General features: G+C 34.5%; 24 protein-coding genes. 3 read left to right on the forward strand and 21 right to left on the reverse strand.

The annotated features are described in order from the left end of the window. Positions 1-9: 9 nt before the first annotated feature. The 9 genes from ACMGE6_RS01720 to ACMGE6_RS01760 all read right to left on the reverse strand — a co-directional run bounded on the left by ACMGE6_RS01720 (position 10) and on the right by ACMGE6_RS01760 (position 8,500). Positions 10-696, reverse strand: coding sequence for a GntR family transcriptional regulator (locus ACMGE6_RS01720; protein WP_414054214.1), 687 nt, complete (start codon positions 694-696; stop codon positions 10-12). 134 nt (positions 697-830) lie between these two features. After that, positions 831-1,364, reverse strand: coding sequence for a serine aminopeptidase domain-containing protein (locus ACMGE6_RS01725; protein WP_414054215.1), 534 nt, complete (start codon positions 1,362-1,364; stop codon positions 831-833). A gap of 53 nt (positions 1,365-1,417) precedes the next feature. Further along, entirely contained in the window at positions 1,418-2,419 is a 1,002-nt protein-coding gene (locus tag ACMGE6_RS01730; RefSeq protein ID WP_414047736.1) for an inorganic phosphate transporter, read from the reverse strand. An 11-nt stretch (positions 2,420-2,430) separates the two neighbouring features. Beyond that, positions 2,431-3,048: a DUF47 domain-containing protein gene (locus ACMGE6_RS01735; protein ID WP_414044862.1), complete on the reverse strand. Its 618-nt coding sequence runs from the start codon at positions 3,046-3,048 to the stop codon at positions 2,431-2,433. Positions 3,049-3,260: 212 nt separating this feature from the next. Further along, the gene (locus tag ACMGE6_RS01740) at positions 3,261-4,178 is read right to left on the reverse strand and encodes an NAD-dependent epimerase/dehydratase family protein (RefSeq protein WP_414044863.1); all 918 of its coding nucleotides are present in this window, start codon (positions 4,176-4,178) and stop codon (positions 3,261-3,263) included. A 58-nt stretch (positions 4,179-4,236) separates the two neighbouring features. Beyond that, positions 4,237-5,211, reverse strand: coding sequence for an alpha/beta hydrolase (locus ACMGE6_RS01745; protein ID WP_414046815.1), 975 nt, complete (start codon positions 5,209-5,211; stop codon positions 4,237-4,239). Between the two features lie 120 nt (positions 5,212-5,331). Next, the gene (locus ACMGE6_RS01750) at positions 5,332-6,432 is read right to left on the reverse strand and encodes a YkvI family membrane protein (protein ID WP_414044864.1); all 1,101 of its coding nucleotides are present in this window, start codon (positions 6,430-6,432) and stop codon (positions 5,332-5,334) included. An 82-nt stretch (positions 6,433-6,514) separates the two neighbouring features. Then, entirely contained in the window at positions 6,515-7,954 is a 1,440-nt protein-coding gene (locus ACMGE6_RS01755) for a DHA2 family efflux MFS transporter permease subunit (protein ID WP_414054216.1), read from the reverse strand. Between the two features lie 48 nt (positions 7,955-8,002). After that, a complete protein-coding gene (locus ACMGE6_RS01760; RefSeq protein WP_414054217.1) occupies positions 8,003-8,500 on the reverse strand; it encodes an SRPBCC family protein in 498 nt (165 codons plus the stop codon). Between the two features lie 199 nt (positions 8,501-8,699). Between ACMGE6_RS01760 and ACMGE6_RS01765 the strand changes: the two genes are divergently transcribed. After that, positions 8,700-9,077, forward strand: a complete 378-nt coding sequence (locus ACMGE6_RS01765; protein ID WP_414044867.1) for a hypothetical protein — start codon at positions 8,700-8,702, stop codon at positions 9,075-9,077. Between the two features lie 434 nt (positions 9,078-9,511). Here ACMGE6_RS01765 and ACMGE6_RS01770 read toward each other — a convergent pair whose 3' ends face one another. The 11 genes from ACMGE6_RS01770 to ACMGE6_RS01820 all read right to left on the reverse strand — a co-directional run bounded on the left by ACMGE6_RS01770 (position 9,512) and on the right by ACMGE6_RS01820 (position 16,242). Further along, positions 9,512-10,015 (reverse strand): hypothetical protein, encoded by a 504-nt coding sequence (locus tag ACMGE6_RS01770; protein WP_414044868.1) that lies wholly within the window; start codon positions 10,013-10,015, stop codon positions 9,512-9,514. Between the two features lie 87 nt (positions 10,016-10,102). Continuing rightward, a complete protein-coding gene (locus ACMGE6_RS01775; protein ID WP_414054218.1) occupies positions 10,103-11,245 on the reverse strand; it encodes a DUF418 domain-containing protein in 1,143 nt (380 codons plus the stop codon). Beyond that, entirely contained in the window at positions 11,238-11,579 is a 342-nt protein-coding gene (locus ACMGE6_RS01780) for a zinc ribbon domain-containing protein YjdM (protein ID WP_414044870.1), read from the reverse strand. The genes ACMGE6_RS01775 and ACMGE6_RS01780 overlap by 8 nt, the downstream gene beginning before the upstream one ends. Before the next feature lie 11 nt (positions 11,580-11,590). Continuing rightward, positions 11,591-12,109 (reverse strand): methylated-DNA--[protein]-cysteine S-methyltransferase, encoded by a 519-nt coding sequence (locus ACMGE6_RS01785; RefSeq protein ID WP_414044871.1) that lies wholly within the window; start codon positions 12,107-12,109, stop codon positions 11,591-11,593. A gap of 1 nt (position 12,110) precedes the next feature. Further along, positions 12,111-12,572: a GNAT family N-acetyltransferase gene (locus ACMGE6_RS01790; protein WP_414054219.1), complete on the reverse strand. Its 462-nt coding sequence runs from the start codon at positions 12,570-12,572 to the stop codon at positions 12,111-12,113. Between the two features lie 538 nt (positions 12,573-13,110). After that, entirely contained in the window at positions 13,111-13,536 is a 426-nt protein-coding gene (locus tag ACMGE6_RS01795; RefSeq protein WP_414054220.1) for a hypothetical protein, read from the reverse strand. A gap of 1 nt (position 13,537) precedes the next feature. Continuing rightward, a complete protein-coding gene (locus ACMGE6_RS01800) occupies positions 13,538-13,738 on the reverse strand; it encodes a helix-turn-helix transcriptional regulator (protein ID WP_414046816.1) in 201 nt (66 codons plus the stop codon). 147 nt (positions 13,739-13,885) lie between these two features. Then, positions 13,886-14,497 (reverse strand): C40 family peptidase, encoded by a 612-nt coding sequence (locus ACMGE6_RS01805; protein WP_414044874.1) that lies wholly within the window; start codon positions 14,495-14,497, stop codon positions 13,886-13,888. Positions 14,498-14,880: 383 nt separating this feature from the next. Then, positions 14,881-15,384, reverse strand: coding sequence for a GNAT family N-acetyltransferase (locus tag ACMGE6_RS01810; protein WP_414054221.1), 504 nt, complete (start codon positions 15,382-15,384; stop codon positions 14,881-14,883). Between the two features lie 6 nt (positions 15,385-15,390). After that, complete coding sequence (locus ACMGE6_RS01815; protein WP_414054222.1) at positions 15,391-15,660, reverse strand: hypothetical protein; 270 nt, start codon at positions 15,658-15,660, stop codon at positions 15,391-15,393. A 129-nt stretch (positions 15,661-15,789) separates the two neighbouring features. After that, positions 15,790-16,242, reverse strand: coding sequence for a C40 family peptidase (locus tag ACMGE6_RS01820; RefSeq protein ID WP_414044877.1), 453 nt, complete (start codon positions 16,240-16,242; stop codon positions 15,790-15,792). A gap of 364 nt (positions 16,243-16,606) precedes the next feature. On the opposite strand from ACMGE6_RS01820, the gene ACMGE6_RS01825 reads away from it, so the two are divergent. Further along, a complete protein-coding gene (locus ACMGE6_RS01825) occupies positions 16,607-18,100 on the forward strand; it encodes an aldehyde dehydrogenase family protein (protein ID WP_414054818.1) in 1,494 nt (497 codons plus the stop codon). Positions 18,101-18,553: 453 nt separating this feature from the next. Here the strand turns inward: ACMGE6_RS01825 and ACMGE6_RS01830 are convergent, their stop codons facing one another. Beyond that, positions 18,554-19,453: a nuclease-related domain-containing protein gene (locus ACMGE6_RS01830; RefSeq protein WP_414054223.1), complete on the reverse strand. Its 900-nt coding sequence runs from the start codon at positions 19,451-19,453 to the stop codon at positions 18,554-18,556. A 245-nt stretch (positions 19,454-19,698) separates the two neighbouring features. Between ACMGE6_RS01830 and ACMGE6_RS01835 the strand changes: the two genes are divergently transcribed. Continuing rightward, entirely contained in the window at positions 19,699-20,157 is a 459-nt protein-coding gene (locus ACMGE6_RS01835) for a GNAT family N-acetyltransferase (RefSeq protein ID WP_414054224.1), read from the forward strand. Positions 20,158-20,186 lie beyond the last annotated feature (29 nt).

Here is a 20,186-nt window from a genome sequence, read left to right on the forward strand (position 1 = left end):
GTACACCGGCTATTCCTCCTTCATCTGTGAATAATAAAGATCATCCACTTCATCATTTAAATCATCGAAATTAATATGTAATACTTTTTTATACAGCTTTCTATCCTGTCTGCGAATTGCTTCAATATACATTTCGTGATTCTTAAAAATACGCTCGAAATCAGACTTATCATTCTCCATGCGTTGCTGCATCGCAATGAGATTGAGTATGAGCATATTTGCCTTAATTGAATGCCATAATTTCTCAAGCTGTTGATGATGAATAGATTCAATCATCGTCTGATGAAACAATATATCCTGCATTGCAAATTCAGCTGCATCATCAAACTTAACTGCCACACGCATCATCTCAAGTTTTTTTTCTAGCTCTGTTACAAGTCGATCAATATCCTGCTTTTTTATTTTTTCAAAAGCAAAGCCTTCAATCATGATGCGCATATCATACAATTCATGAATATCCTGTTCGCTCAATCGTTTAATAACAGCGCCCATCCGTTCTAAACGAATCAATTGATCACTTGCGAGTATCTTCAAAGCATCTCTAATCGGCGACCGACTTACTTCATAGACTCCTGCTAATTGATTTTCTGATAGTTTCTCTCCATCAGCATAATAACCTGCAATGATTCTATATCTTAAATCAAAGGCAATCCGTTCACCTGATGCTAAATTTTCAATCCATTGTTTGGGTAACATCGATTCACCTCGTCTACTTGTATACAAGTATGGTACATCATGGAGTATATTTTGTAAACGATTACTTTAAAGCGTTTACAAATTTGTCACGAATCAAAAGAAAAACACGATTCAATTATGAATCGTGTCCATCGTTATACGAGTAATGCATTGAGTGACTGTATGCCATCATGAAATTCATGTTTACCACTGGTTTCAGTGATTGCTTGTAACTCAGGAAAAGCATCTTTAAAACATTGCTGATGACTAATATCAACGCGATCATCATCGATAGATTGTATATGATAAATTGGTGCTGCAACTTTAAGTTCACCTGTAATGATGTTTTGTGGATCATTAAACTTTTCATCGCAACCGAAGAATGGAGATCCAATCATAATAATTTTTTCAATCTGATGATTAACCTCATTTTCTGTTAAATATTTTGTAATGACAGTGCCCCCAAATGAATGTCCTATGAGGATGACCGGTTCATCCACAGGCACTTCTTCTAAACTTTTTATAAATACTTTTACCCAGTTATCATAAATTTGTCCGACATCTCTTGGATATTCGCTCATATGCCATGCAAATTCACCTGTTCTAGCTTTCGTCTCACGAATTAACGGATTACTACCTGTAGAGACAGACTGTACGCCTGCACTGTGTACAAAAACAATATGTTTCATCCTTATCCCTCCATAAAAAAAGATAAACTACACAAGTGTAGTTTACCCGAAATTTATAAGAATAAATTTAAAATGAAATAAATCAGTGCAGCAATAATTGCTGAAATAGGTAGTGTAATTACCCAGGTAATAATCATACGTTGGGCTGTTGTCCATTTCACACCTTTAACACGATGGCTTGAACCCACACCTAAAATAGATGATGAAACAACGTGTGTCGTAGAAACCGGTAAGTGAATGTACGTCGCACCAAAAATGATTAACGCTGAAGAAAGATCGGCTGCAACACCATTCGCTGGTCTAATCTTCATAATATTACCACCTACAGTTTTAATGATTTTCCAGCCACCAACTGCAGTTCCTAATCCCATTGCGGTCGCACAGGCTAGCTGTACCCATAACATCGGCTCAGTATTTCCTGTTTGAATACCTGCAGAGATTAATGCCATCGTAATAATCCCCATTGCTTTTTGTGCATCATTTGACCCGTGAGAAAAGGCTTGCGCTGCAGCAGTAAAGATTTGAAGAAATCTAAAGTTACGGTTCGTTTTCGTCAGATTGGCATTTTTAAAAACAATTTTAATGATGGTATAGATGATATATCCAACAATAAAAGCAAGAAGTGGTGATACGATTAATGCCACGATAATCTTAGTAAATCCAGCATACTGTAACACTCCAAATCCACCTGAAGCCACTGCAGCTCCTGCAATCGAGCCAATTAATGTATGTGAAGATGAACTTGGAATCCCATAGTACCAAGTGATTAAGTTCCAGGCGATCGCTGACAGTAACGCTGCAAGAATAACGACCGAACCATTTGGTAATGTAAAAGGATCAACAATATCCTTACTTACCGTCTTCGCTACACCATGAAAAAGTATCGCTCCAACAAAGTTAAGTACTGCTGCCATAAGAATCGCTTGTCTAGGCTTTAAGGCTTTTGTAGATACAGCAGTCGCTATCGCATTGGCTGTATCGTGAAAGCCATTTATAAAATCAAATGCAAGAGCAAAAAACACAATTGCAAATGTAATAATTAAAATCGGTTCCATAGTAATGCTCCTTAACTATTTTTCATAATGATTGACTCTAAAATATTTGCTACAGTTTGGCACTTGTCAGCAATATCTTCTAAAGACTGATAAATATCTTTCACCTTCATAACAGTTAACGGGTCAGTTTCTACAGATAAAATATGTTTAATAGATTGTCTTAAAATACCATCACAATTAGTCTCATATTCTTTAATATTAATAGAATGTACACGCACATGTGAGAACTTCTTCTCTGCAACTAACGTCACTGCAGTTTTGATTTCTTTTGCACACGCCTGAATATTACGTACAAACTCCGCCATATACTCATCAGAATATTCGATTGAATACATTTCGAACATACCAGCTGTTTCTTCCATACCATCCATTACGTCATCAATGGCATTACATAATGCTAAAATATCTTCTCTTTCAATCGGTGTAATGAAAGTCTGATTTAAATCAGAAATCATCTGATGCATTAAATCATCACCATTTTTTTCGTATGATTTAATCGTATCTGAATATTTTTTTAAATCGAATGCAGAATGGAACGTCATTTCTCCAAAAGCACTTGCTGCACGATCTAAATTTAGCGCCATTGCTTCAAGTTGCACTGCAAACTTATCTTTCTTTCTGTTGAACATTGTAAATCCTCCTAATAATAAAAAAGCTTTTTTAAGACTACAACGATATTTTATAGGAAATTTTCTTGAATGAATAGTGTTTTGTAAAAATAAAGTAAACTTTTTATAGTAAACGTTTTCTTTATTTCATGAATGTAAATTTAATGTTTCAGAATTGTAAATTTCAAAACATTCAATAAAAAAAGCTGGAACAATTTTGTTCCAGCTAAAAATTATTTTGTATATTTTTTCTCAATACCTTTATCTTTTTCTTCTTTAAATCGTTCAATACGCATTTCAACATCAAAGATCTTCATTGTTAAATGGTGGAGAGGCGCTTGTGTTAATAAATATACAAGCCATGGTAGTGTCGGTTCGTAATCATGCAATGCAATGAGCAGTGTATCAGTTCCTCTTAAACGTCTGAACTCCATTCTGCCACGACTATCCGAATGAGCATGGTGCAACAGTCCGCCAGTGATTTGATAGACTATACGATGATCATCTGTTTTATCATTGTCTTTCTCAAGACTTAATACATGCTTTTTGGCTGCAAAGATTTGAATATGACCTTCATTTACTTTAACCTCTACAAAATCAAGTGCCATCTCATTTAACCAGTCAAAATAATACATACTCACTTGCTCTACCGTCCAGTCTGACGGCATCAGTGTGCGCTGAATACTACGGACATCATTAGTCTTTGAATTCTGTGTCTGAGCAACAATACCTTTACGTTTTACGGGTGTTTGTGTAACTTGAACAGGAGTTTTATAACTTTTCAATATATGAATTGTTTCTTCATCATCACTCGTACCACTGACATAAAATATTGCTTTTAACTCAGCAATTTCAGCTGCACGTGCAAAATTATCAGCACTTATCGCATTAATATCCTGGAACTTTGCATCGTTCAATTTATTTGAACGTTTCGTAGGATCCAGGAAGTATACGCCAAACTCTACTTGTTGCATCGCATCAATACAATCATTTAAAGAAAACATATCTCCTGTTATCCAATGGATATCCTGTGTTGAATCATGGGCAGGATACTTACTCATTGCATAAATCTCGAACTCATCCTTTAACTGATCGTATAAATTTTTTCCGATATAGCCTGTTGCACCTGTTAATAATAAACGTGGTTTCATATTATGCCTCCATCCGCTTTAGTTATTATCTTTTACCCATTTTAACAGAAGATATTTATTATTTTAGTTTAGGTAGTTTAACTTCTTCAGTATTCATTGACTCTGTTGTATACGGTGATTGACTTGTGTAATTACCTAGAAACATCATCAATTTATTATACGTTAACTGTGATTCTTTTAGATCCATATGAAATTGATATTGATGTTTTAAATGATGCGTTTTGTTAAAGAATGAGTGTTCATAGGGTACATTATTTTTCTTAAGTACTGCAACAAGTTCTTTTGCCTGTGAATCAAACGGATCTGCATCTCCGACAGTTAAGAATGTAGGAGGATAATGTGGTGTAATATTCGCAGTGGTACTTAGTTGCTCAATCGGTTTAAAGTTCTTTTCCCAATGTTTCTCACCGGTATAACTTTCCATAAAAGTTTCAATACGTGGAAACTTTGTGGCTCTTACCGTCTGCATATTATACAATCCACCGAAAAGTATTACTGCTTTTATTTCATTGCGCTTAAATACCGGTTTTAGCTGCATATCATTGATTAACTTCTTATTCGTATGCATCGCTGCAAACTGACTAGCTATTTGTGCCCCAGCAGAATCTCCACCGATAATGATTTGAGAGAAATCTACCGGTAAGTTCATTTTATTTCTTTTTATAAATTTTGCCGCTTCAAGTTCCTGTAAGATGGGTGTAGGATATTGATTGCCAGGTGCTAACGCATAGTTAATATTTGCAACGATAAAGCCTTTCTCAGCAATTTGTGCCAAGTACGGATTTTTATGACGTTTATCCCCTGCAATAAAACCACCACCGTGCGTCCATATAATTAATGGCAACTTATCACCTTTACGAATATTTTTAGGCATAATAATATCCATTTGAGATAGCGGTGCAATATCGCTATACGTTACGTTTGGAATAAGTTTCACATTTGAATTTTCTATTGCTTTATCATTAAGCATGGCATTACCAGCAATACGTGGCGAATGGTCTTCACTCCACCCCATAACATAGCTGAGTAACATCACACTTAATGATATTAATATAATGATGATGAGATATCTTTTTTTCAATGCAACCGCCCTTTCTAACGTTACACATTATAACATAAAAAAATAAAATGAGAGAAACCCCTCATTTTATTATTATACGATATTATCTTTACCACGATTTTTACGTTTAAAGTATTTCATTGTAATACCGATACATAAAATCATACCTACATATCCTAGTAATGGATATGCTGTTTGTACTAATTTAGAGAAACCTACAAAGCTTAATACATATGATAATGCCATTAATCCAAATAACATTAATTTGTATTTTTTTGAATAAGGTTCAGAGAATCGTGCAATAAATGAATACATTAATCCAGCAATTGTATTGTAGATAACCATTAACATAATGATACTTAACGCAATTCCGATGAATGGGTGAATTGCTTTACCTAAAATTAATGTTGGAATTGCTGAGTTATTAATCTTATCTAATTCACTTAATAATCCTGAGTTAACCATCGCAAGTAATACAAGTAACGTAATCCCACCAATCGTTGCACCACGACCAGCAATCTTCATACGACTTGCATCACCACCAATAGCAGCAAGAATACTAAATCCACTTGCAAATGCTAATCCACCATAGTTTAAACCTGACCACCACCATAAAGAACTTTCTGGTAAAAATGATGCTTTAAATGGCTGTTTGTCAGCATTAATATGATCTTGCACTTCACTAAAAGGAATTGATCCTTTAAAGAAATAGTATACAGCAATCGTTGTAACAACAACGATTAAGAATGGAGTAACCATACCAAGTGCTCCGACAATCTTATTGAAATCGAGTAATAATGTAATAATAATTGCAATAACCATCAATAAAGATCCGAGCCATACCGGTAAACCAAAACTTTCATGTGCTGCACTTCCTGATCCGGCTACCATAATTGTAGCTAATCCGTATAAGAAAAATACTAATAGATAGTCAATTAATTTTCCAAATTTTTCACCAAATAGGTATTGAATTGTTGATTCGTGGTTCTCTGCATCTAAACCGTAGCCAAGTTTTACTGTCTGGCGACCGAAGAAAGTGAGCATTAAACCAGCAATGATTATAGCTAAATAGCTATACATACCATAGTTCGTGAAAAATGTTAAAACTTCCTGACCTGTTGAGAATCCGGCACCGACGATTACGCCAACATATGCGAATCCTATTTTAATTGCTTCCCAATTTGCTTTACTCATCAAAACGCTCCTTTATAATAATAAAAACATGTCTGTAAGCACAGACATGTTGTGTATACCCTTCTAAACAAGGCTTAAAACCTTAAATTTTATTTTCTTCAGGTAACCCGAAAGTTTCTCCTTCTGGGGCCACGGATTTAGTAATAAATAGTGCAGTGATTAAACCAATTAAAGTTAAAGCAATCGCAAACCAATACGCATGATGAACCCCGGTCGTTAAAGCATCATTAATCTGTGCAGCAGACGGGTGCATTATCCCTTCTAATGCTTTCTTCTGACCATGCGTCATGATACTTACAAAAATTGAGATACCCATTGCTCCGGCAATCGGTTGAATCATATTCCCAACAGCTGTACCATGCGGATATAACCTTTTAGGTAATTGATTAATCGCATTTGTGTGGCTAGGCATCATAATCATCGAGATACTCACCATCAGTATCATGTAGACCACAATAAATACATACACACTAATACCTGGATGAATCGTTGAGTAAAAAACCATTACACAAGCTAAGACAAACATGCCTGGAATAATCATTTTTCTAGGACCTAACTTATCAAAGATACGTCCCATCACAGGACTCATCGCACCATTTAATAATGCCCCGGGTAATAATATAAGACCAGCAACTTTTGCTGAAAATGCCATCGGTCCCTGTAAATACATCGGCATAACAATTTCAGAGGCAAACATCGCCATCACAACGACTACAAAGATGAACATCCCACGTGCATAGTTGTTATATGTAAAGACAGATAAATCAAGAAGTGGTTCATCTAACCTATGCTGACGAATTCCGAAGATCACCATAGACACGATGCCTACAATAATAATCGTTAATATCAACGGATTTGAAAATCCACCTTCAGCAGTACTTACCGAACTAAAGCCATAAATAATACCTGCTACACCAATCGTTGAAAGTATAACTGATAAAATATCAATTTTAGGTTTTGTAACTTCGCCAACATTCTCCAGATATTTATAAGCAAATAAAATAGAGAACATGACAAATGGTACAACAGAGAAGAATAACCAGCGCCAACCTAATGTATCGACGATAACACCTGATAATGTCGGACCGATAGCCGGTGCGAACATCATCACTAAACCGAAGTTCCCCATAACTTTCCCACGTTCATGAGGCGGAAATAAATTCAGCATCGCATTCATAATCGTTGGAATTAGTAAACCTGTTCCAGCAGCTTGAATCATTCTACCTGCTAAAATCATGGGAAAGTTTACAGCACAACCCGCGATTATTGTCCCGATTAAAAATATAGTCATCAGTCCGATAAATAACTGACGCGTAGAAAACCATTGAATAATCGAAGCAGAAAGCGGCATTAAGATTCCCATAACTAGCATAAAACCTGTTGCGAGCCACTGCACAGTTGGTGCATCGACATTGAAGACCTGCATAATTTCAGTTAAAGCAATATTGAGTAACGTTTCATTTAAGAACGTAAAGAATGCACCGATTAGAAACGTTATCATAATAATTGTTGATTTTTTCATGTATCCTCCAAAAAAATAATGAGCAGAGTGCTCACTATTTTTAATAATCTATTTTAATGATTGTAAATATTCATCGAGATGATTATATGTTCCTTCAAACCCTTGTTTCATGTTGTCATGCATCATTTTAAAGAAATTCACTTCAGCTTCACTACCATTCAGAGGTTTACCTTCTGTATGCAGACGTGCATGTGTGTCATCTACTGCTTCAATCAAAACTAAGTTGTGCAGTTCTTTAGGAAAATCAGGATGGAATCCAGGTTTCACAAGTTCACCAGCTGTGTTAGCAAAACCACTTGAAAACTCGAGACGATTCGGTTTATCAATTGTGATATATTTAAACAAACCGATATTCTCATTACCGTTTGTATCCGTTTGTTTATAGTGGAATACTCCGCCCGGCGTTAAGTCATAATTTAAGATTTCAGTCGTAAAACCAGCCGGCGCCCACCATTTTTCTAAATGCTCAGGTTTTGTCCACATATCAAATAACGTTTCTGCACTACAGTTAAATTCACGCTCAATTACTAAAGTTTCGTTCGTCATCTGTCTCATCTCCTATTAGTTGTCTATACATCGTACACCATATAATTAATTTCATCAATATCAAATTATCAACCAGAGTATAAAATTACATTATACATACTAAATTTTACATTCTCAATAATAAATATACAATCATTTACTTTAGGAAATATTCAATTAATATTATAATGAGAGTAATACAACTAAAGGAGCGATTATTGTGGAATTAAATAAACAGGTCGTACATACGTTTTTGAAAGAAGTACATGTCAGAGACTTTGAAGATATGTCAGTTGAGCCGACAACAATGCATCGATTAGACTACGAACAAAGTGAACAAGATCCAAACCTATATGAATTTAAACTGACATTTATGTTCGGACACTTTGGTACACAAGTTGACGGTGTTATTGAAGCAGCTATCCTTATTCAAAGTGAAGACGGATCTGAAGTAGATGTTATTTCAGAAATTAAGAAAGAAGAAGGCATGTTTGCGATACCGTTATTTGCTAAAGCATCAGCGATTATCACAAAACTATCTGAAGACCGTGGACAATTCCCAATCATCGTACCGATTGAATTATGGCTAGAACAATAAAATAGGCGTAAAGTGAAATGTTTAGCCTCGAGCAAAATTAGAACCCATTCAAAAAATCGCTCTTTGATTTTATGAATGGGTTTGTTTTTGCCGAAGAGGCTGTTTCACTGTCGCCGTAAATAAATAGGCGTAAACTTTAGCGCTCAACCTCATGAAAACTGGAGACAAACCGCAATAAATCGTTCTTTGATTTATGCCTGTTTGTTGAAGTTTGAGTTGTGGTTGCTAAAGTGTCGCCGTAAATAAAATAGGCGTAAACTTTAGCGCTCAACCTCATGAAAACTGGAGACAAACCGCAATAAATCGTTCTTTGATTTATGCCTGTTTGTTGAAGTTTGAGTTGTGGTTGCTAAAGTGTCGCCGTAAATAAAATAGGCGTAAAGTGAAATGTTTAGCCTCGTAAACACAATTAAAGCGTAATGGTCATTCGTCCATTACGCTTTTTTAGATATTTGATTGAAGTCTACTACGACTTGATCTAACTTCTTCGCTGCCTGTTTCAACATGTTTCTGGCAACTTGATTTTTCGGATCTATCTTCAATATTTGTTTTGCTGTATCGAATGCTTCCTTATCCGTAAGCACTGGTTCAGGTACAGCATATAAGAATAATAGTTGTAATAAACTTTTAATTTCATTGCTATCTGTCATCTCAACAGAACGTAATGCATGATAATATGCACTATTAAAAGCACCGTTTACTTCACTTAACGGATAGACAAGCAGTAAAAATGCTAAGTCATGCAATTCTACTGTTTCGTTCTCCTTCATACATTCTAAAATAAATGTATAGTACATCACAGATTCACTATCATGACATGCACTGATAAACGCTTCTTCAAACATCATGAAGTCAGTGGATTGCATTAATGATTGAGCAGACTCAAAGTCTCCACTTAGCACGTAATATTCTATTTTTTCCTGTAATTCCGTGCGCATCATCTGCACCCCCTCATGATTCAATAGCCATGCTATTGTAACATAGAAACGGATAAATTCCTATTTAAAACATGTATAAACCATTAATTATTTAAGGTAAGTAATTTTTCTCCATAGCCATTCTAGTGGTCCTAATCTAAACTTCTTAAAATACAATGTCGTAAATATCATTTGAAAAATGACGATGGCTGTTGCCACTAAATACACCTGCATCATCGAAAGTGTACCGTACAATCTGAAAACATAAAAAATGATGAACATGAAAACACTTTGCATGATGTATAGTGTAAAACTCATCTTACCCATCTTTTGAAACGGTATAAAGAGTTTTTTCACGGAAGTATGTTCACATAATAACGTCACCCAGATAATATAGCTGATAGATAACAATACCCCACCGTAATAAATGAAACCATCATAAGACAGTGCACTGATATTATATGCGATCACTAAATATTTTAATGTTAAACCTAGCAGAGCAAAGCCAAATGAAAGGACAAGCATCGTTGTTTTATGCGTAATAATAGCACTTAGTAAGTTAGCGCGATAGACATACATCCCTATTAAGATAAATGGCAATATTGACAGACAATAGCTTATTGTCGTATCCGGGTTAATCGCTGCAAATCCTTCATAGAAAAAAGATTGATTGTAATGTATCACTTTTGATAATTTTCCGCTACTCATGACTTCAAGCCATTCATTCTGAGAGGACTCAAAGCCGAACATATCTTTACTGAAAAAACCGGGCTGCATCATTACTGCAAGCATCGCAGGTAATATCTTAAACATATATAGTACGGCTAATATTGCTGCTGTAATTAATGAGAAAATGTTAGGTAGCAGTAAATAGATAATCGCAATACTTCCAAGTACTGCATAGACATTTAATATATCACCATAAAATAAGAAGAACCCATGCAATAAACCGAAGATGAGTAATGCGCCAACTCTTCTATATAATATCGGAATAAAATTGTCGCCACGCTTTGTAATATTTCCAGCCATTATAGCCAGGCCAAAACCAAACAAAAACGCAAATATCGGATAAAACGAATTATGAATAAACAGGATATTCAATTTATAAAGCAATTGATCCAGTGGTGATTCAAAATAAATCAATGGGTCCGTGTAAACTTCATTCATATGAAATCCAACAATATTCATAAACAGGATACCAATGATACTGATGCCACGCAGTACATCAATACTGTCAATTCGCTTAGTCATTTAATTTTTTAACCACTTCGCTCTTCAGATTAAGCTGACCAAAGCCATCAACCTTGCCATCAATATCATGACCATTTTCCGGTTCGATAATACGAATACTTTTTACTTTCGTACCTTTCTTGATCACAGAAGAAGTTCCTTTCACTTTCAAGTCTTTAATAATCGTGACACTATCTCCGTCATTTAAGATATTTCCAACACTATCCTTAATCACTTCAACTTCTTCTTCCTCTGCATGTATCGGCCATTCATGCCCACACATCGGACACACATAGTTCAATCCATCCTCATAAGTATATTCAGAATTACATTCCGGACAATTTGGTAAAGTCATTTTGTTTCCTCCTATTCTTTTACGTACGGTATACCTTCAATAACAAGTAATTCTATTTTCATATCTAATCCCCCACGGAACCCCGTAAGTTTGCCACTTTTTCCGATAACTCTGTGACATGGCACTACAATCATAACAGGATTTGCACCAATCGCACCACCTACAGCACGAATCGCTTTAGGATTATTGATCATTTCACTAATATCACTATAGCTCCTTGACTCACCGAACGGAATCTTAAGCAACGCTTCCCAAATTGATTTCTGAAAATCTGTACCATATAGCTCCAGTGGCCAATCAAAAGTTGTTAACTGCCCCTTAAAATAGCGTTTAATATCATTGATATAATCATCATTCTTATTATCAGCAGGATACCCTGTAACACGCTCAGCATCCTGAATGAAACGTCTGATATGATGATCAACATACTCAGTCGTCTCATCATTACCGAAATAGATGACACCTTTATCATTTGAAGCAATGACGAATGCGCGATCATCATGCTCAAACTGACTAATATAAATATTCATGTTACTCTCCTTTTAAAGGTGAATTTGTACCGAAAGCAGGACGCTCCATATCGACGTGTGGAATCATATCTACAAAATAGACATCCGACTTTGTCTGAAAACCGAAGCTATTATAAAAATGCTCTAAGTGCGCCTGGCCTTGTAGATGCGTATTTAGGAAATGATGATGTGTATTGATATACTCTAATGCTTGATTAATCAATTCCTTAGCCAACCCTTGTCCACGAAAATCCGGATGCACAATTACACGACCAATGTGAACTGTATCCGCTTCAGGAATTATACGTGCATATGCTGCGATGTTTCCATCTACTTCTTTAAACATATGAACGCATGATAAGTCCTTATCATCAATCTCTTCGTAGTAACACTTCTGCTCTACGATAAATGTATCTACTCGTAGTTTATATATTTTGAAAATATCTGTCGGTTTAAGTTCTTCAAACATTTTAAATTGCCACATACCCCTCAACCCCTTCAACTATTTACTTGATTGTATTATATAGAAGGAAATTAATAAAGATAAAGTGAAAAAAATCTATAGCAGAGGCTATAGATGGGGGTATTCAGTACGTTCACTTATAAAAACGTAACGATATATATAATATATTATAATCATTATCGGTAAAATCCATGCATATACATGAATATTTACCACTTCAATCCTACACCATTTCAAAATATAATATCCTAATATTAGTATTGTAGTGATAAAAATTAAAAATTTGTGATCGAATTCATATTTTAATTTTATTGTAAATTCATCTTCAACGACTAATTCTCCCTGATCATTCATCTTATCCTTATTATTATTGTATTTTATCCAAGTACCTAGACATACTCCACCAAAGTAAAAGATTAAGAAATCATAATGAATAGGTTCATTAAAAATAATATGGTCTTATATCTCTATAACCATTAGTAATGTAAAGATAATAATCAATTCTTTATATATGTTTTCTTAGTAGCTTTTTTGACGTACATCTTTTTCAGCTCCAAAATTAAGACTTTGCATTTTTATATAATAGAAATCCTATTCCATAAACGACAAACATTAGATATAGAACTATTGAAAACGACATAACTGAAAATGTTTCTATTTTCATTGCGATAGCATACAAAATAAATGCCGTTGGAATATAGAAAAGAAATATGGGTAACATTTTTGAATTATACTCTTTCCCTAATTCTTCGTCACGCTCATCTGTTATCTTTGTATCGATGTCTCCTGGATTATTTTGATAATTGATAAAAAATACAATAAAAAATCCAATAGTTCCACCAATGAATGTTGGTAAATAGTCACCGATTATAAATATATTTTCAGGATCTTGGAAATAGTTAATGAATATTTTCGTCAGTACAGAGAATACAATGAATATTAAATAATAATGTATTAGTTTTCTATACGTTATCCCTTTTTTCATATTAATCCTCCTCCAGTCTAAATAGCTCTTCAATGGGTACTTCAAAATACTGCATGAGTTTCAGCGCTAGTTCTAAACTTGGGTTATATTTGTGGTTTTCAATTGCGTTAATCGTCTGTCTGGTAATCTCAAGATCTTTGGCCATTTGCACTTGAGAAATATTACGTGCGGTACGATGTTCTTTAATAAAATTTGTAACGATGGTGATCACCTTCTTAGTGTAAAGATATCTTTACACATAATATACTATATTCTGGATATGATGTAAAGATATCTTTACACCTATTTTTTACAAAAAAAATTCCTTTCACCGTATTTGATGAAAGGAATTTAAAGTTATAATTTTTAATTAGAATCTGTAGTAACCGTCAACGTGTCCTGAGATGTATGATACTGCACGTTGTCCAACACCTGCTGATGGGTTTAATGCGTCTACCATTTGTCCTCCACCGATATAAACACCAACGTGGCTATAGTTGTTGAAGAATACTAAGTCTCCTGGTTGTGGATTAGATACAGGTGTACCTGCAGCTGCTTGTGCATAAGTTGTACGTGGGATTGATTTACCCATTGCTGCTAATACTTGTTGTGCAAATGAAGAACAATCTACTGCTGATGAAGAGTTTGCTCCAAATACATATGATTTTCCAGCTGCGATTGATAACGCTACTGAAGCTACATCGTTATTAACTGCTACTGATGTTGGCGCTTTTTGAACTGCTGGTGCTTCGTTAGTTGCATTAGCAGAAGTTGTTTCGTTTGCTACGTTTGAAACGTTGATATTATTCACTGAGTAGTTTGATACATTAACTACTGGTGCTTGGTAAGTATTTTGAGATTGTGCAGAATATGTAGTCGGTTGTACGTCTGTTCTAAGTTGTGCTGCTGCGTCCGCTGAGTTTGTTGGTACTAAAGTTGCTACCGTCGCTGCTGTCGTTAATGTTAATAATGATTTTTTCATAATGTTTATTCCTCCAAAGAATTGTTTATATATTAGTATAGTATTTATTATTTTAAGGTGTGATTCTTGTTTGTCGAACTTGTACATTTTTTCAAGCCGTTTTAATCACATGTCCAACTATATCATGGATAAACCTAAAAAAGTTACATGTAAATGTTTTGTTATGTAAGTGATATATTTTTTCTATGTCTGTAATATACGTAATTTTGTCGAAAATCGCGTGATGATGGTATTGCTCAAAGTTATTCAAATATAAAAAATGTCAACTTTATCCAAGAATATTACGAAATATAAACGCAAAATACCACACTGTAACATAAGGTTTACAGTGTGGTATTTCACTATATGAGTAATAAGGTTTTATACAGTTTTAAAGGGCATTATCACAAAAATGCTTCTGGATATTTTACAGTACCAGATATCTTAAGTTTTTCTACATCTTCAGATTGTCTTACCATATACACATCATCAGGCACACTAAAGGGTGGCTTAATGTCATATATTGAAGCCGGAATGAATCCAAATTTTGTATAGTAACTCGGGTGTCCTAAAATAACGATAGGTGTTGCGATCGGTATCTCAGCTAGTGTATTATGCATTAATGCTGTGCCGATACCTTGATTTTGGTATTCTGGATGAACAGATAATGGTGCCATTGCCAATGCATCATAATGATTAATTTTAACTTTTGAGTACATAATATGACCTACAATGACTTCATCAATTTCTGCAACCTTAGATAGTTCTGGTATATAGCTCGATGATTGCATAATTTGTGCAACAAGATCATGTTCTTTATTATCACTCATCGGTTCATCTTTAAAGGCCTGTTGCGTCGTATACATTATTGCTGTTAAATCTTCAAATGTCGCTTGTCTAATAATCATATCTGATTACTTCCTATACTTCTTATTCAGTAGAAATAATATTAAAATCATGACAAACGGTAACACCACTTCCAGGTTGGGTATTGTATGTCTTACGACAAATGAAATCAACGCGAAAACTAAAAATGTATATCCCATGTATCGATATAGCAATTCATAATTTGTCTTGGCGTACTTAGTTGCTACTTTTGTATTTTTTATATTCTTACTTAAATAAATAAGGTATAGTCCCATACCCATCATTAATAGATACATTAAATAATTTAATACCATCATTTCTCCTCTTCACACTTAAATTCTTTCTAAAGTATATGTATATTTCTTATTTCCTTCTATTATATAGTAAAAATTATAAATATATAAAAAAAATACACCACCTAAGTGATGTATTCGTATACTTATTAATTAGAATCTATAGTAACCAGTTACTGATCCGTAGAAGTTTCTGATTGAACGCTCACCAACACCTGCTCTAGGGTTAAGTGCATCAACCATACGTCCGTTACCAATATAAACACCAACGTGGCTTCCACCGTTGAAGTATACTAAATCTCCAGGTCTTGGATTGTAAACACGTTTACCTGCTGCCATTTGAGCATAAGTAGTACGTGGAATTGATTTACCCATTGCGCGCATTACTTGTTGAGCAAATGCTGAACAATCTACTGCATAACGATTGTTTGCTCCATATACGTAAACACGGTTAGCTGCGATAGAACGCGCTACTGAAGCTACACTGTATGAATTATATTTCTTTTGTTTATAAGTTGTTTTTTTAGTTGCTGCGTCTGCGTCATGCGTTGGTACCGATGTGAATACTACTGCTGAAGTAACTGCTGCTAATAATAATTTTTTCATTGTATATGTTTCCTCCATAAATTGCTTTTATAAGTTTTAATGTCTCGTTCGACTTCTTGAAACCATCATACCACCAGAAATTTAGCAAATGGGCATTGTAATAGACTTGTTACATAACTGCTACGTTTAGTGACACATTGTTACAAACGTTCGTATTGTTTTGTAACATTTATTAAACCCTTTATTATCAAGGGCTCATTTAAATTATCAGATAATTCATATATAATAATCCTGGTGTTAATATTACAAACTGTAATATTAATCAACGATATTTTTATATTTAAAAATACATGAGTTGATGCTTTGCAATGGATGATTGATGTCGTTTATAATAGAAAGAGTTAGATAATAAATACAATCGTTTATAGGAGGAGTACATATTATGACTTTAATTAAAGAACAGTACGGTTTATTTATTGATGGAAATTTTGTTGATGCAGAAAAACAAGAAACATTAGATGTAAAGAATCCTGCTACAGGTGAAGTTTTATCTAAGATCGCTAAAGCAACTACGAATGATGTAGATAAAGCGGTGAAAGTAGCTGGCGAAGCATTTAAAACATGGAGATATTCAACAAGTACAGAACGTGCAGCAATTTTAAATAAAATCGCTGATATTATTGAAGAAAATAAAGATGATCTTGCAAAGATTGAATCGATGAACTCTGGTAAAGCGATTCGTGAATCAGCAAATATCGATATTCCAATGGCAGCAGATCACTTCAGATATTTTGCAGGAGTTATTACTGCAGATGAAGGAACAAGTAAAGATTTAGCGGAGAATACTTTAAGTATTATTCGTCATGAACCAATTGGTGTTGTCGGTGCAGTTGTTGCATGGAACTTCCCGATGTTACTTGCTTCATGGAAATTAGCACCTGCATTAGCTGCAGGTAATGCTGTAGTCATTCAACCATCATCATCAACACCTTTATCATTATTGCATTTAGCAGAATTGATTAAAGATGTCTTACCTAAAGGTGTGTTAAATGTATTAACAGGTAAAGGTTCTGAATCAGGAGACGCCATCTTTAATCATGAAGATGTTGCAAAAGTTTCATTTACAGGTTCAACTGAAGTAGGTTATGGTGTAGCGAAAGCAGCTGCTGAACGTCTAGTCCCAGCTACTTTAGAATTAGGTGGAAAATCAGCCAATATCATCTTTGATGACGCTAATATTGAACAAGCGATTGAAGGTACACAACTAGGTATCTTATTCAACCAAGGTGAAGTATGTTCAGCAGGTTCACGCCTTTATGTTCAGGAAGGCATCTATGATGAATTCTTAAGTAAGCTTAAAGATGCATTTGAAAAAGTGAATGTTGGTGACCCATTAGATGAAAATAATCATTATGGTTCTCAAACAGGACAAGCTCAAATCGACAAGATTGAGGAGTATATCAAAATCGCTAAAGAAGAAGGCTTAAACATCGTTACTGGTGGTGAGCGCTTAATGGATAACGAGCGTGATAAGGGATTCTTCTTCCCACCAACAATCATTGAGTTTGATGACAACAAATCTCGTCTTGTACAAGAAGAAATCTTCGGCCCAGTTGTCGTTGTTTCTAAATTTAAAACTCAAGAAGAAGTTATAGAAAAAGCAAACGATTCAATCTATGGTTTAGCAGGTGGTATCTTCACTGCTAATATTAACCGAGCATTACAAGTAGCTAATAAAATGGATACAGGACGCATTTGGATTAACACGTATAATCAGATTCAAGCAGGTTCTCCATTTGGTGGTTACAAAAAATCTGGTATCGGTCGTGAAACTTATAAAGAAACATTACGCCACTACCAACAAGTTAAAAACTTATATATCGATTACTCTGATACTGCTAAAGGTATCTATAAATAAGAATGTATTCGCTCCCCTTACAGATGTAAGGGGAGTTTTTTGTTTTGGAGTGATAGTTGGTTTTTGGGGTGATGGTTGGTTCGTATAAATAGTTTTTTTGCGAACTAACTTCTGTCTTTTCGCTTTTCTTTGGGGTGAATCTATGTTGTATGACAGAGTTAGTTCGTATTTATTCAATTTATGCGAACTAACTCCATCATTTTCTCCATCATTAATTGTTTATCATCATCGATTGGCATAGTAAGTTCGTATTTATTCAATTTATGCGAACTATACAACTAATTTCTCCACTCTTCATGATAAAACATTATCGTCAGTCATGGTTAGTTCGTATTTATTCAATTTATGCGAACTAACACAACTAATTTCTCCACTTTTCATGATAAATCATCATCGTCAGTCATAGTTAGTTCGTATTTACTCGATTTATGCGAACCAACATTAAACAATTCATCATTTCTTCTTTATATAATATGTCCCTTTCGCCTTACCTACCCGTTGATAATGTTTAAACATCATCTTTTGGACACACCTTACCTCTAATCCAGTCCAGTCAGCTATCATCGTTGCCGTTATTTTTTCAGCACCAAAATTTTCCAACATATCATAGGTTCGATGAACGATATCCATATTACTTTCTTTGTAACCACATGGGCACAGCATATATCTCATTCTTTTCCTTTGTTGCATACCAATTCGTCTACACTTAGGACATCTCACTCCTTTCTGCATTTCTTCTATAGAATAGTAATGAATCCGTTCAAAGTAATTCTTCGGTTTATGATGATATATTATATCCTGCGCTAAATCTATCATTTCCTGTGTTATAACTTTCTTGCTACCTAAATAGTCACATATTTTATACAGATCATCAGCAAATATAACTGAATCACTCGCTTCAAAACCTTTCAATTGAAATGTTTCATTAATAAATACAACTCTGCTATGAAAAGGAAAATCCACATTGACTTGTGCTAAAAACTGTTGCATCACTTGATGTCCTCGATTCAGACGTGATAGCACATCGCTACTCACATACTGTTTTTCGCTAATAAAGTTGCCATCTTTATACGTATATTTGCCACTAAAATTTTTCACATCAAAATGATAAATGCGTTCATCTGTTATCACAATAAAATCAAACTGTGCTCGCCCTGGTGTTTCCAGACTGATGTCCCATAATACGATACATCCTTCAAAATCTTTTATCATTTCATAAAAAACTAATTCACCACTATAACCTTGATGAAGTCTTTTTAAATTCATCATATCCAAATCATCTAAAGTAACTCTGTCTTCTGCATCTAATAAATATTTTTGATAATCCGTCGGTTCAAAAGTTTTCAATATCATAAAAATCCTCCTTCCTACATATAATAGGAAGATAAAAAATTGTGTGCAAATTGCATCAATTTAAATTCTTCATTATTTACACGACAAAAATTAATGAATCGCACAAAAAATAAAAGAAACTGCAACAAAAGCGTTGCAGTTTCTTAAATACGGTACTTTTATAAATTTTTTAATGTTGACACGTTTTTAATCAATTAAACACATCTGTGAGCAAATATGATATTTTATGTTCAAGGAGTGATGATATGTTTACTATACAACCCATGACTAAGCATGATGCAGCTGAAATAATTACCTGGCAATATCCACCACCATATGATTTCTATAACATCGTTAATTCACAAGAACATCCCCCAGAAATACTAAACGACGACATTCGTTCAAACCATTTTTATAGTGTTTTTGATCATCAGCTTATCGGTCTTATAGAACTGCATTCAAACAAAAATACCTGTACACTCGGCCTAGGATTAAAGCCAGAATACACTGGTAAGGGCTATGGTGAAGCATTCGTAAATGCTGCAATCAACTTTATTCAGGATAAATATCCGCAAACAACACACATAGAACTCGCAGTTGCAACATTCAACGAACGTGCAATCACTGTCTATGAACGCTGTGGTTTTGAACCATTAGACTATGAACTCATGGCAGCACATGGTGTATTACATGAATTTCTAAAAATGCAAAAGAAAATCAAATAAAAAGCAATGCCACTTTCGGCATTGCTTTT

The organism is Macrococcus equi (assembly GCF_047426745.1).
Classification (GTDB): domain Bacteria; phylum Bacillota; class Bacilli; order Staphylococcales; family Staphylococcaceae; genus Macrococcoides; species Macrococcoides equi.

Coding starts and splice junctions, on each gene's coding strand:
- ACMGE6_RS01755 (WP_414054216.1), bottom strand. CDS start 7,954: ATGAAAAAATCAACAATTATTATGATAACGTTTCTAATCGGTGCATTC.
- ACMGE6_RS01795 (WP_414054220.1), bottom strand. CDS start 13,536: ATGAAAAAAGGGATAACGTATAGAAAACTAATACATTATTATTTAATA.
- ACMGE6_RS01745 (WP_414046815.1), bottom strand. CDS start 5,211: ATGTTACTCAGCTATGTTATGGGGTGGAGTGAAGACCATTCGCCACGT.
- ACMGE6_RS01785 (WP_414044871.1), bottom strand. CDS start 12,109: ATGAATATTTATATTAGTCAGTTTGAGCATGATGATCGCGCATTCGTC.
- ACMGE6_RS01790 (WP_414054219.1), bottom strand. CDS start 12,572: ATGTGGCAATTTAAAATGTTTGAAGAACTTAAACCGACAGATATTTTC.
- ACMGE6_RS01720 (WP_414054214.1), bottom strand. CDS start 696: ATGTTACCCAAACAATGGATTGAAAATTTAGCATCAGGTGAACGGATT.
- ACMGE6_RS01780 (WP_414044870.1), bottom strand. CDS start 11,579: ATGACTTTACCAAATTGTCCGGAATGTAATTCTGAATATACTTATGAG.
- ACMGE6_RS01835 (WP_414054224.1), top strand. CDS start 19,699: ATGTTTACTATACAACCCATGACTAAGCATGATGCAGCTGAAATAATT.
- ACMGE6_RS01805 (WP_414044874.1), bottom strand. CDS start 14,497: ATGAAAAAATCATTATTAACATTAACGACAGCAGCGACGGTAGCAACT.
- ACMGE6_RS01810 (WP_414054221.1), bottom strand. CDS start 15,384: ATGATTATTAGACAAGCGACATTTGAAGATTTAACAGCAATAATGTAT.
- ACMGE6_RS01820 (WP_414044877.1), bottom strand. CDS start 16,242: ATGAAAAAATTATTATTAGCAGCAGTTACTTCAGCAGTAGTATTCACA.
- ACMGE6_RS01770 (WP_414044868.1), bottom strand. CDS start 10,015: ATGCGCACGGAATTACAGGAAAAAATAGAATATTACGTGCTAAGTGGA.
- ACMGE6_RS01760 (WP_414054217.1), bottom strand. CDS start 8,500: ATGACGAACGAAACTTTAGTAATTGAGCGTGAATTTAACTGTAGTGCA.
- ACMGE6_RS01750 (WP_414044864.1), bottom strand. CDS start 6,432: ATGAGTAAAGCAAATTGGGAAGCAATTAAAATAGGATTCGCATATGTT.
- ACMGE6_RS01730 (WP_414047736.1), bottom strand. CDS start 2,419: ATGGAACCGATTTTAATTATTACATTTGCAATTGTGTTTTTTGCTCTT.
- ACMGE6_RS01775 (WP_414054218.1), bottom strand. CDS start 11,245: ATGACTAAGCGAATTGACAGTATTGATGTACTGCGTGGCATCAGTATC.
- ACMGE6_RS01815 (WP_414054222.1), bottom strand. CDS start 15,660: ATGATGGTATTAAATTATTTAATGTATCTATTAATGATGGGTATGGGA.
- ACMGE6_RS01735 (WP_414044862.1), bottom strand. CDS start 3,048: ATGTTCAACAGAAAGAAAGATAAGTTTGCAGTGCAACTTGAAGCAATG.
- ACMGE6_RS01725 (WP_414054215.1), bottom strand. CDS start 1,364: ATGAAACATATTGTTTTTGTACACAGTGCAGGCGTACAGTCTGTCTCT.
- ACMGE6_RS01740 (WP_414044863.1), bottom strand. CDS start 4,178: ATGAAACCACGTTTATTATTAACAGGTGCAACAGGCTATATCGGAAAA.
- ACMGE6_RS01830 (WP_414054223.1), bottom strand. CDS start 19,453: ATGATATTGAAAACTTTTGAACCGACGGATTATCAAAAATATTTATTA.